General features: G+C 64.1%; 10 protein-coding genes. 5 read left to right on the forward strand and 5 right to left on the reverse strand.

What is annotated here, in order from left to right:
- Positions 1–44: 44 nt before the first annotated feature.
- Entirely contained in the window at positions 45–983 is a 939-nt protein-coding gene (locus RNA01_RS08105) for a LysR family transcriptional regulator (RefSeq protein ID WP_210245742.1), read from the reverse strand.
- A gap of 100 nt (positions 984–1,083) precedes the next feature.
- Between RNA01_RS08105 and RNA01_RS08110 the strand changes: the two genes are divergently transcribed.
- The 4 genes from RNA01_RS08110 to RNA01_RS08125 are packed head-to-tail and all read left to right on the forward strand — an operon-like array spanning position 1,084 to position 4,922.
- Positions 1,084–2,325 (forward strand): acyl-CoA dehydrogenase family protein, encoded by a 1,242-nt coding sequence (locus RNA01_RS08110; protein WP_147179472.1) that lies wholly within the window; start codon positions 1,084–1,086, stop codon positions 2,323–2,325.
- A 1-nt stretch (position 2,326) separates the two neighbouring features.
- Entirely contained in the window at positions 2,327–3,424 is a 1,098-nt protein-coding gene (locus tag RNA01_RS08115; protein ID WP_210245743.1) for a phosphotransferase family protein, read from the forward strand.
- On the forward strand, positions 3,421–4,125 hold the full coding sequence (locus tag RNA01_RS08120) for a histidine phosphatase family protein (protein WP_147179473.1): 705 nt from the start codon (positions 3,421–3,423) through the stop codon (positions 4,123–4,125). The genes RNA01_RS08115 and RNA01_RS08120 overlap by 4 nt, the downstream gene beginning before the upstream one ends.
- Positions 4,126–4,151: 26 nt before the next feature.
- The gene (locus tag RNA01_RS08125) at positions 4,152–4,922 is read left to right on the forward strand and encodes an SDR family oxidoreductase (protein ID WP_147179474.1); all 771 of its coding nucleotides are present in this window, start codon (positions 4,152–4,154) and stop codon (positions 4,920–4,922) included.
- Between the two features lie 65 nt (positions 4,923–4,987).
- Here RNA01_RS08125 and RNA01_RS08130 read toward each other — a convergent pair whose 3' ends face one another.
- Positions 4,988–6,508, reverse strand: coding sequence for a class I adenylate-forming enzyme family protein (locus tag RNA01_RS08130; protein WP_307725727.1), 1,521 nt, complete (start codon positions 6,506–6,508; stop codon positions 4,988–4,990).
- Between the two features lie 78 nt (positions 6,509–6,586).
- Positions 6,587–8,233 carry an isovaleryl-CoA dehydrogenase gene (locus RNA01_RS08135; protein ID WP_147179475.1) on the reverse strand — a complete coding sequence of 549 codons (1,647 nt, stop codon included), beginning with the start codon at positions 8,231–8,233 and terminating at the stop codon, positions 6,587–6,589.
- Here RNA01_RS08135 and RNA01_RS08140 point away from each other — a divergent pair.
- Positions 8,227–9,141 carry a PaaX family transcriptional regulator C-terminal domain-containing protein gene (locus RNA01_RS08140; RefSeq protein WP_235916516.1) on the forward strand — a complete coding sequence of 305 codons (915 nt, stop codon included), beginning with the start codon at positions 8,227–8,229 and terminating at the stop codon, positions 9,139–9,141. The two genes, RNA01_RS08135 and RNA01_RS08140, sit on opposite strands and share 7 nt — an antisense overlap.
- A 252-nt stretch (positions 9,142–9,393) precedes the next feature.
- On the opposite strand, the gene RNA01_RS08145 is transcribed toward RNA01_RS08140, so the two are convergent.
- A complete protein-coding gene (locus tag RNA01_RS08145; RefSeq protein ID WP_147179476.1) occupies positions 9,394–10,881 on the reverse strand; it encodes a glutamine synthetase family protein in 1,488 nt (495 codons plus the stop codon).
- Between the two features lie 58 nt (positions 10,882–10,939).
- The gene (locus tag RNA01_RS08150; RefSeq protein WP_147179477.1) at positions 10,940–12,262 is read right to left on the reverse strand and encodes a type I glutamate--ammonia ligase; all 1,323 of its coding nucleotides are present in this window, start codon (positions 12,260–12,262) and stop codon (positions 10,940–10,942) included.

A 12,262-nucleotide genomic window follows, 5' to 3' on the forward strand; every position in this document is an offset into this window, starting at 1 on the left:
CGTTCAGACCCTCTGTGACGCTTTCCGGTTGGGGAGACGCATTCTCATGCAGTCTCCGCCGGTTGCGGTTGCTCGCCGGCGGAAAGCTCCGTCAGCAGGGTCCGCAGCCAGTGGTTGCCCGCATCAAGCGTCACGTTCTCGTGCCAATACAGGTACACGTCCAGCGGCGGAACCGGGACGGGGAACGGGTGGATTCGTGTCTGCAGGCCGCGGTTGACGATATGGGCATATTGCCCGGGCATGGTAAGCAAAAGGTCCGTCTCCGCGACCAGCCGGCAGGCGGCGTAATATTGCTGACAGCGCAGGACAATGTGGCGCTGGTGGCCGATGCGGGCAAGTTCCACGTCCTCAAATCCCATACCCTTGCGCCTCGATGACACCAGAACATGGTCCTGCGCCAGGTAGCGGGCGAGGTCCAGCCTTTCGCGCAGGGCCGGATGGTCGGCGCGAGCGACCACAAGGATCTCGTCACGGGTCAGGAGCGTCCGCCGCACATGGTCCGACACGGGGGCCAGAACCTCGATCGCCAGATCCAGCGCGCCGCTTGCCAGATCGGCTTCCAGTTCGCTGCGCTCGGTGCGGACGGAGGCGATTTCCACGCCCGGCGCGTCACGGGCGATCCGCATCATCAACGGTTGCAGGATATGCGCTTCCAGCACGTCCCGGCAGCCGAGGGAGAAGGTCCGCTGGGCTCTTGCCGGATCGAAGGTTTTCGCCCCCTGCACGCTGGCCTGCAATGTCTTGAGCGACTGGCGCACCGGCGCCATCAGCGAGCGGGCGAGTGGTGTCGGCACCATCGCGCTGCCCTGCCGCACGAAGAGCGGGTCGTCGAACGTCTGTCGCAGGCGTCGAAGCGCATGGCTGATCGCCGGCTGGGTCAGATTCAATGTCGCGGCGGCGCGGGTGACGCTGCCCTCCGCATAGATTGCGTCCAGCACGACGAAGAGGTTCAGGTCCAGGCGGTTTATATGCACGAAATTCATGATCCATAATTCACATCAATCATTTGATTTATTGGCTCACGATGCCGCAAGATTTGCAAGACCGCCGCGATGGCTGTCTGTTTCAGCAAATGGGATTGTCATGGATTTTGCATTTTCTCCGCGCGCGAAAGACTATATCGAGCGCCTCACGGCCTTCATGGAGGAGCATGTCCACCCCGCCGAAGCGGAATATACCCGCACGCTCAAGACCGGCGAACGGCCGTGGAACGTGCCGCCCGTCATGACGGAACTGAAGGCCAGGGCCAGGGCCGAGGGACTTTGGAACCTTTTCCTGCCCGAGTCGGAATACGGGCCGGGTCTCAGCAATGCCGAATATGCGCCGCTGGCCGAGATTACCGGCCGCTCTCCGATCGCGCCCGAGATCTTCAACTGCAATGCGCCCGACACCGGCAACATGGAGGTGCTGGTGAAATATGGCTCGCCGATGCAGAGGGAACGCTGGTTGAAGCCGCTTCTGGACGGCTCGATCCGTTCGGCTTTCTGCATGACGGAACCCGATGTCGCCTCTTCCGACGCCACCAACATGCAGGCGACAGCAATGGTGAAGGGCGATCGCATGGTGCTGAACGGCCGCAAATGGTGGAGCACGGGCATTGGCCATCCCGATTGCCGGCTGTTGATCTTCATGGGCCTGACCGATCCCGAGGGCCCCAAGCACGCTCGCCATTCGATGGTCCTCGTTCCGATCGAGACGCCCGGTGTCCGGATCGAACGCATGCTGCCGGTGTTCGGCGCGCTGGATGAGCCCTATGGCCATGGCGAGGTCAGCTTCACCGATGTCGAAGTGCCGCTGGAAAACGTCATCGCCGGGCCCGGCCGTGGCTTCGAGATCGCCCAGGGCCGGCTGGGGCCGGGTCGCATCCATCATTGCATGCGGGCGATCGGCGCATCGGAGAGGGCGCTGGAGCTTCTGTGCCGCCGCGCGCTTACGCGCATCGCCTTCGGCCAGCCGCTCGCCTCCCTCGGCGGCAATGTCGATGTGATCGCCAACGCCCGTATTGCCATCGAACAGGCGAGACTGCTGACATTGAAGGCGGCGTGGCTGATGGATACCGTCGGTGTGAAAGGTGCGATGAGCGAAATCTCGCAGATCAAGGTGGTCGCCCCCTCTGTCGCCCAATCCGTCATCGATGCCGCCATCCAGATCCATGGCGGCGCCGGCGTGTGCGACGACTGGGGACTGACCGCACTCTACGCCTACGCCCGCGTGCTGCGGATCGCCGATGGTCCCGACGAGGTGCACCGCGCGCTGATTGCCAAGCTTGAACTGAAGGCCCAAGCGGCCCGTGTCGGAATAGACATCCGCAAGACGAGAGGCTGACATGACCGAGACCGCAAGAACTGAAGGTGCGACGGCGGCCGGTATGGTCGATCAGCCGGGACGGGTTCGCGCAGGCGAGGAACTGGACGTCGGGCGGATCGACGCCTTTCTGAAAGCGGCGGATCCGGGATTGCGTGGCGTGCCTGAGGTGCTGCAGTTTCCGGGCGGCGCCTCCAACCTGACCTATCTTCTGGCCTATCCCGAACACGACCTGATCCTGCGGCGACCGCCTTTCGGGCACAAGGCCAAGAGCGCCCACGACATGCTGCGCGAAGCGCGCGTGATGCAGGCCCTGCGGCCGATCTATCCTTACGTTCCGCAGGTGAAGGCGATCTGCGACGATCCGGACGTGCTGGGCTGTGACTTCTTCGTGATGGAACGCATCCGCGGCATCATCCCGCGGCAGGATATGCCGGCCGGCCTGTCACTCACCCCGCAGGAAACCCGGCGACTTTGCCTTTCGGTGATCGATCGGCTGATCGAGTTGCATGCCATTGACCCCGTTGCCGCCGGACTTGGCGAACTCGGCCGTGGCGATGGTTACGTCCGGCGCCAGGTCGAGGGCTGGAGCGATCGCTATCGCAAGGTCCGAACGCCGGATTCTGCGGATTTCGAGACCGTCATGGGCTGGCTTGCCGATCGAATGCCGGCGACCGAGACGGCGATCCGCATCGTCCACAATGACTTCCGTTTCGACAATGTCGTTCTGGACCCCGACGAGCCGATAAGGGTCATCGGGGTATTGGACTGGGAAATGGCGACGCTGGGAGATCCGTTGATGGATCTCGGCAACAGCCTTGCCTACTGGGTGCAGGCCGATGACGATCCGACCTTTCTCGCGCTGCGCCGGCAGCCGACCCATTTGCCGGGAATGCTGACGCGCGCCGAAGTGATCGCCTATTACGGCGAACGCACCGGCCTGCCGGTCGATGACATGGATTTCTACATGGTCTACGGCCTGTTCCGCCTCGCCGTGATCGTGCAGCAGATCTATTACCGTTATGCGCAGGGTCAGACCTCCAACCCGCAGTTTGCCGGCTTCGGCAAGATCGCGCGCTACCTGGAAAAGCGCTGCCTCGCCGCGATCGGTTCGTCATGAGCGCCGGCCGTATCACGCTCGTGCGGCACGGACAGGCCAGTTTCGGCGATGCGGTCTATGATCGCCTGTCGCCGGTTGGCATCAGGCAGGCCCGGCTTCTGGGGGAATGGTGGGCATTGCGCGCGGACCCGCGGCCGGTGGTGGTCTGCGGCAGTCTCCGCCGCCACCGCGAGACCGCCGAAGCTTGCCTCGACGGCTGGGGTATCAGTCCTTGCGAGATTCATGAGGATGGGGGTTTCGACGAATTCGACCATCAGGAAGTGCTGGCGCGGCATGCGCCGGACTTCGCCCGACCCGAAGACCTCGTGCGATTTCTGGCTGAGCAGCCCGATGCGCGGCGGGCCTTTCAGCGCCTCTTTGCCGATGCGGTCGCCCGCTGGGCAGGTGGTGGGAATGACGGCGAATATCGCGAGAGTTGGCCGGGCTTCAAGGCGCGATGTGTGCAGGCCCTTGCCCGCGCCGCCGCCCTGCGTGACGACGGGGGACCGGTCGTCGTCTTCACCTCCGGCGGGCCGATCGGGACGGCCGTGCAGCATATCCTGCAGGTGCCCGACAGCCACGTTTTCGACCTTTACTGGGTGTTGCAGAACGCCAGCGTCACCCGGCTGGACAACCGGCGCGGGCGGTTGACGCTTTCCAGCTTCAATGGCGTGCCGCATCTGGAGGCGGCAAGCGACGCCGCGCTTATCACCTATCGCTGAATGGAATGACGGGAGGGAAACATACCATGGCTCAGGACAACACATTCGACCTTAGCGGCAAGATCGCGCTGGTGACGGGCGCCAGTCGCGGCATAGGGGCGGCCGTGGCCACACGTCTCGCCACCCACGGTGCGCATGTCATTCTATCCAGCCGCAAGGCGGAGGCCTGCGAGCAGGTGGCTGAAGGCATTCGCGCGGCCGGCGGTTCGGCCAGCGTGCTTGCCTGTCATATTGGCGAGATGGAAGCGATTGCCGCGACCTTCGAGGCCATCACGCAGCAGTATGGCCGTCTCGACATCCTGGTCAACAATGCCGCGGCGAACCCCTATTTCGGTCCGATCACCGAGACCGATCCGGGCGCCTTCCAGAAAACGGTCGACGTGAATATCCGCGGCTATTTCTTCATGTCCTCCTATGGCGCCAGGCTGATGGCCACCAATGGCGGCGGCTCGATCATCAACATCGCCTCGGTCAACGGTGTCATACCCGGTGACCTGCAGGGCATCTATTCCATCACCAAGGCCGCCGTGCTGTCCATGACCAAGGCCTTCGCCAAGGAATGCGCGCCGCAGGGCGTGCGGGTGAACGCTGTTCTGCCCGGCGCTACTGATACGAAATTCGCCGCCGCCCTGGTCCACAATCCGTCGATCCTCAAGGTGGCACTTGAACACATTCCGATGAAGCGCGTGGCGCAGCCTGACGAGATCGCCGGGGCGGTGCTCTACCTCGCATCTCCGGCCGCGAGCTATACCACCGGGGCGGAAATCAACGTCGACGGCGGTTATCTGACCGTCTGAGCCAAAGGGAAAGATATGGAGGCCGGCCCGGGAAACAGGGCCGGCCAAATCCTGTCATTTCTGCGTCAGACGGTTGCCGCCATCTCGGCGGCCATCTTGCGCAGTTCGGGTTTGAGAATCTTGCCGATGCCATTGCGAGGCAGGGCGTCGAGAAAGATCACGGCCTTGGGGCATTTGAAGTGGGCGAGGTGGCTGCGGCAATCGTCGATGATGTCCTGTTCGGCAACAGCGACGTCTGGCTTGCGCACGGCGAAGGCGACCGGCACTTCGCCCCAGCGCGGATCGGGCCGGCCGACGACCGAGACCTCGGCAATGCCGCCATGGGCAAGGATAACCGCCTCGACCTCGGCCGGGTAGATGTTCTCGCCGCCACTGATGATCAGGTCCTTCAGGCGGTCGACCAGATAGAGGAAGCCGTCTTCATCGAGATAGCCGACATCGCCGGTGGCGAACCAGCCGTCGCGCAGGGCGGAGTTGGTGGCGTCCGGGTTGTTCCAGTAACCGGCGAAGACCACCGCCCCCTGGCACATGACCTCTCCCGCGACCCCTGCCGGCACCGGTTTGCCGGTTTCGATGTTGGTGATCTTGAGGCGATTGAGGAAGGCGGGCTTGCCATGCGAGCCGGCCTTTGACGCATCCATCCCGGCCTTCCAGAAGGAAAGCGCCCCGGTGACTTCGGTGAGGCCGTAGACCTGCTGGATACTGACCCCCATCGCCACCCAGGCTTCGATCAACGGTTTCGGCACGACCGAGGCGCCGCAGGTGATGTTGACGAGGCTCGAAGCGTCGGCTTCGACCCTCGGCGCGATCGCCAGCAGCGCGTTCAGCATCGCCGGCACTGACATCATGGTGGTGATCTTCTCATGCCGGATGACATCCCACACGGCGACGGGATCGAAATCCGGGAGGAAATAGACGGTGCTGCCCTTCTGCACGCTGGTGGTGAGCGGCATCAGCCCGCCGATGTGGAAGATCGGGGCCACCAGCAGGAAGCGATGGCTGTCGTACCAGTCTATGGTGCTTGATGTGCCATGGCCGGCGGCGAGGAAGTTGTCATGGGTCAGCATGGCCCCCTTCGGCTTGCCGGTGGTGCCGGAGGTATACATGATGATGGCGGTGTCGCCGCCTCGGCGCACGGCCGCAGGTCCAGGCGGCAGGCTTTCATCGGCCACGATGCCGGCATAATCCGGGTCGGTGGCCGAGACTCCGTTGCAGATGAAAATCTCAAGCCCGGTGCGGTGGCGCAATTCCTCCACGACGGGGGCAAAGGCGGCGTCATAGAACAGGGCCCGGGCGCCGCTGTCGTTGAGGATATAGACGAGTTCCTCCACCTGCAGGCGCCAGTTCAGGACGACGGCGATACCATCGGCCTTGGCGGCGGCGAAGATGGTGGTGGCAAGGGCTTCGGTGTTCTTGCCGTAGACGGCGATCCGGTCGCCGGGCTGAAGACCCGCCTGCCGCAGCCATGAGGCAAGCCGCTCGCAACGCCGGTCGACCTCGGCATAGCTGTCGATAGTCCGGGCCGATGAAGCCTTCGTGGCGTGGGGCCAGATAGGCCCGGTGTGCGAGCATTTCGCCGAGATTATAGGTCAAGCGACTCCTCCCAAAGCGTCGAGACTGGATTTAAATGAAGGGGCCGCCGTCCATGGACGACGGCCTCAGGATCAGGCAGCCGCGCTGGCGCGCTCGATCAACCGCGCAACCGGCGCATCGGGGCCGAGCGTACCAAAGGCAAGCCCATGCTCGCCTCCCAGCCGCGAGCGGCAGAAACAAGCCGCAATCGGCGCCTCGGCCGATTTGATCAGGATCGAGGCCTGCAACATCAGCGCCGTGCGTTCGACGATGAAGCGGCTGCGATATTCGACCGTTTCCATGTCGTCGAAGGCATGGCCCAAGCGAGCGAGTTCGGCGTCGTAATGCTTGTCCTGACTTTTGGCGCCGGCCAGTTCGGCAAACAGCGCGTCGCGCGAGGCGGGTTCCTTTCGCAGCGCCCGCAGCACGTCCAGGCACTGCACATTGCCGCTGCCTTCCCAGATCGAATTGAGCGGAGCCTGCCGGTAGAGCCGCGGCATCATGGTCTCCTCCACATAGCCGATGCCGCCCAGGCACTCCTGTGCCTCGTTGACCTGCGACGGTGTGCGCTTGCAAATCCAGTATTTGCCGATCGCGGTGGCGATGCGGGCAAAGGCGGCTTCGTTCTCGTCGCGACCGGAGGAATCGATGGCGCGGGCGATGCGCATGGTCAGCGCGATGGCCGCCTCGCTTTCCAGCGCAAGATCGGCGAGCACATTGCGCATCAGCGGCTGGTCGATCAGGTGTTTGCCGAAGGTCTGGCGCTGGCGGGTGTGATTGAGGGCCTGCACCGTCGCCTGGCGCATTTGCGAGGACGAGCCGATCATGCAGTCGAGCCTTGTCAGCGCCACCATTTCGATGATGGTGGCAACGCCGCGACCTTCCTCGCCGACCAGTTCGCCGAAAGCGCCCTGGAACTCCACTTCGGAAGAGGCATTGGCCCAGTCGCCGAGCTTGTCCTTCAGTCGCTGCACTTCGACCGCATTGCGGCTGCCATCGGGACGGAAGCGCGGCACGAGGAAGCAACTCAGGCCCGCTTCAGTCTGGGCGAGCACCAGGTGCGCATCGCACATTGGTGCGGAGAAAAACCATTTGTGGCCGACCAGTTCATAGGTGCCGTCCGGCTGGCGGATGGCCCGGGTGGTATTGGAGCGCACATCCGAGCCGCCCTGCTTTTCCGTCATACCCATGCCGATGGTGCAACCGGTCTTCTGCTCCATCGGCAGGCTGCGCGGATCGTATTGGGTGGAAATGAGTTTCGGGATCCATTTTTCGGCAAGCGTCGGGGCGTGGCGCAGTGCCGGAATGGCCGCATAGGTCATCGACATCGGGCAGCCGATACCCGCTTCCGCCTGCGAGCCGATATACATCACCGCCGCGCGTGCCACATGGGCGCCTTCCCGGTTGGCGTTGCGCCAGGCAAAGCCGTTCATGCCGTATTCCATCGCCGCGGTCATCAGCGCGTGATAGGCGGGGTGGAATTCCACCTCGTCGATGCGGTGGCCGTAGCGGTCGAAGCTTCGCAGCTTCGGCTTGTTCTCGTTGGCGACAAAACCAAGGTCGATCAGGTCGCCGCCGGCACGCGCGCCATACTCGCCCAGATGCTCGCCCGCCCAGGCCGCACCCTCGCGCGTCACCGCCTCCCGCAGCGCGGTATCCGTCGCCCAGACATTGTAGTTCTTCAGCGCTTCCGGCTGATTTTGCACTTCGTGGGTCGAGAATTGGCTGGTAAGTGACATTTTTCCTCCTCGTGCCGGCTGCCGCCTTGTGCGGTTCGGCACATGCTGCAAGAATATTACGTATGACGTCAGAAATTGTCAAACAGAGTAATTTTGAAGATTCACCGGCTGCGACGCCGGAGATGCCCAATGCGCGGCGGCTCATTCTCAACCTGCTGGGCGTCGCCGAAAGTGGCCGGCTGACGGTTGGCGAAGCACTCGCAGCCTGCGCGTTGTTCGACATTTCGGAAAACAGCGTCCGCGTCACGCTGGCGCGGCTGGCGCAGGCCGGACTGGTGGAGCTGGCCGAGCGGGGCGTCTACCGGCTGGGGCCGGAGCGGCGGCGCATCCAGGAGGAGATCGCCGGCTGGCGGGCGACCGAAGAACGGCTGATCGCCTGGACCGGCCAGTGGATCGCCGCCTCGACCGGTGGCCTGCCACGCAGTGATCGCAAGCAGCTTCGGGCGCGCGAGCGCGCACTGTCGATGCTGGGCATGCGTGAGCTGGACCACGGACTCTATATCCGCCCCGACAATCTGGCCGGCGGCGCGGAAGACGTGCGGCAGCGATTGACAGCACTGGGACTCATTGAGGCGGCGGCGGTGTTCCGCGTAACCGACTTCGACAGCGCGCGGGAAAAGCAGGCGCATCGCCTTTGGGAAGGGGCCGCTCTGGTCGAGGGGTATCGACAGGGGGACGAGCGCCTGGAAGCTTGGCGCAGGAGCGCGGGCGGGCTGCCTCTTGATGTCGCCGCCCGCGAGAGCTTCCTGCTGGGGGACGCGGCGATTCGCCAGATCGTGTTCGACCCGATGCTGCCGGCGCCGCTGGTGGACGAGGCGGCGCGCCATCTGTTTATCGAGGCTGTGAAGCGGTTTGACGACGAAGGCCGGAAAATCTGGATGACCTTTCTCGGAAAGATCGGTGCCTGATCATCCCTGCGGTCGCCGGACGCAGCCCTGGCGCAAGCGGACCGGGGCGCGGCTTTGCCTCGACGGGTAGGTCGGACGGCCGGGCTAGGGCATGGGCAATCATGTCGGCAGGAAATTGATGGCGACGATAAAGGGGATCGTGGGCACGTCTGGTCATGCCGTCAGATCCCCGTCTTGATCGGTGACCGGCAATGTCACGGCGCCGTTGCGCAGCGGGCGGGAGGTCCTCCCGTCCGCTGGCGGCTTTCAGGCTTACGGCAGGCAGTCCATGTAGCGCTCGTGATCCCAGTTGGTCACTTCCTTGAGGAAGCGCTTCCAGTCGTCACGCTTCATCAGATCGTACAGCTCATAGAGCCGCCCCGGCATGGCTTCGAGAACGAGGTCGTCCTTCTTCAGCGCGTCCAGTGCTTCGTTGAGGTTCAGCGGAATGAGATCGACATGGCCGCCGGCCTTCATCACCTCCACGACGTTGCGGTCTTCCGGCGCGCCGGGATCGATCTTGTTGGTCAGACCGTCATCCAGCGCCTTGACGAGCGCGGCGCAGAACAGATGCTGGTTGACCATGGCGTCGACGGCGCGGAACTCGAAGCGGTCCGGGGCGGAGATGCGGATGGTGCAGGAGCGGTTCTGCAGACCCCAGTTGGCGCCGATCGGTGCCCAGAGGCCGACATCGGCGAAGCGGCGATAGGAATTGACCGTCGAGGCGCCGATGGCGGTGAGCGCGCCGATGTGCTTCAGTGCCCCGCCCAGCGCATGATGGCCGAGTTCCGTCGGCAGCCAGCCGCCTTCCTTGTTCTCGAATTCGTTGACGCCGCCCTTCGTATAGGTGAACACCTCCTCCATGCCGGGCAGTTCGCCTGACACGAGCTGCTGGACCTGCGGCTCGCCGCCGCTCCAGATCGAGCAATTGTGGTGGCAACCATTGGCCGGAACGCCCATCATCGGCTTGGCCATGAAGCAGGCGATGAGTCCGTGCTGGCGCGCCACCTCGTTGCAGATCTGGCGATAGGTGGTGAGGCGGTCGCAGGTCCTGACGGCGTCGTCGAAGGCGAAGTTGAGTTCCAGCAGGCCTGGCGCGTCCTCCACGTCGCCCTGGATCATGTCGAGACCCATGGCGTGGGCATACTCGTAGACCTGCTTCCACACCGCGCGGGCGGATTCGAACTGGCCGATATGATAGGCATAGGGCTCGGTGATGCCGGAATAGGGGGTTGGCGAACCTTCCGGGTTCTTCTTCAGCCACAGCATTTCCGGTTCCATACCGACGCGCAGGTGCAGGCCGTTATGCTTCTCGCGGAATTCGCGGTCGAAACGCTTCAGGTTGCCGCGCACGTCGCATTCGAAATAGCCGCCTGGGTTCTTGGCGTCCTCCAGACCATAGAACAGCGTGCAGAACACGCGGGCGATGCTCTTGTCCCAGGGAAGCTGGCAGAAGGTTTCCGGGTCCGGCAGGGCCAGCACTTCGCCGTCGTTGGCGGAAAAGCCGTAGAGGCTGCCGTTCATGTCGGTATCGACATTGGTGACGCCGCCCATCCAGGTCTGCACGCCCTTGCGGGCATTGTTCGCCCAATGGCGGGCCGGAACGGCCTTGCCGAGCACGCGGCCGGTGATCGAGACATACTGGTAGTAGATATATTCGATGCCGAGCGATTTGATCTTTTCGGCAACGCGGGCGACGCGCTCAAGCCGCTGCGGATCGTTGAGTTCACGGAAAAGGTCGCAGTCTTCTTTGAGTGCCATATGGCGTTCTCCTCTTTTGGTTTTTGGGTTGGTTTTTTGTTATTGGATGGGGGTGGCGTCAGCCTTCGAGGTAGCGGGCGAGTTCCGCCGCGCTGACGGCGCGCGCCAAGGCGGCATGTTCGACCTCGCAGGCGTGGGCGAAATGGGCGGTGAAGGCGGAGCCGAAATTGCGGGCCGCGAGTGCGCTCGCCTTCAGCCGCTCGGCTGCGTCCAGGAGATCCCGGGGCAGACGCGTCGCTCCGGGAGGAATGTCGTCCGGACCGCCATAGGGCGTCGCCTCGGGGGGAGTGAGCCGTTCCTCGATGCCGTCAAGCCCTCCGGCGAGCGCCAGCGCCAGCGTCAGATGCGGGTTGCAGTCGGCGCCCGGCAAACGGAACTCGAGCCGGGCGCTGTCGTTCGCGCTCGGAACGGAACGGACGGCGGTGGTGAAGGTATATTCGGCCCAGGTCACCGATTTCGGTGCCCAGGACCCTGGCGCGAAGCGCCGGTAGGCGTTGACGGTGTGGGCGCAGAGCGCGAAGGCCTCGGGCACGAGCCGTGCCATGCCGGCGATGAACTGGCGGGCCTTGTCGTTCGTCGATGATGACGGATCGGAAAAGACGTTGCGACCGGTCTTCTTGTCCCGGAGCGAGAGCGTGACGTGTCCGCCGATCCCGGGAAAGCTGCCACCCATGGAGGCCATGAAACTTGCGGTCATGGCGCGTGAGCGGGCGAAGCTGCGGGCGGCCAGACGGAAGAAGGCGGCGTCGTCCGCGGCCTTCATCGGCGTTTCGGCGGCAAGCGTTGCCTCGAAGCAGCCCGGCCCGAGTTCGCCGGCGACCGCAAACAGCGAGATGCCGTGATCGAGGATCACGCGTTCGAGACCGGCGACGAAGGCCGCCTGGTCGGCCGCCGTCTGGCCGGACCAGCACTTGTTTTCCGGCATGAAGGTGGCAAGGTCGGCAAAGCCCTTGTCTCTGAGGCTGGCGGCCGTTTCCTCAAGGAAGATCACCTCGAATTCGAAGGCGGCCCGCACCTCGAAGCCCATGGCTTCAGCCCGCTCGATCTGACGGGCGAGCACCGCCCGCGGCATCAGATCGCGGTTCGGCCCGGCATAATCGGCGATGACCGCCGCGGCATTCGGCTCGAAGCCATAGGGGCGCAGTGATTGCGGGTCGAGGGTCAGCGCCTCGGTGAGATAGGGCCCGCTGCCGAACAGGCTGTCGGCGGAATCCCAGTGCGGCAGGGTGTTGGAAAAGCGCGGATCGCGCGCCCAGGCCAGGAATTGCTCGCGCCGCAGCCGGCGCTCCCGGAAGATACTGGCATAGTCGAACAGTCCCACATGCAGGACCTCGATGCCGTCCTTTTCGAGGCGTTCGGCCAGTTGGTTTATATCGGTCAT

Origin of the sequence: Paenirhizobium naphthalenivorans (assembly GCF_007992095.1) — a bacterium.
Classification (GTDB): Bacteria; Pseudomonadota; Alphaproteobacteria; order Rhizobiales; family Rhizobiaceae; genus Allorhizobium; species Allorhizobium naphthalenivorans.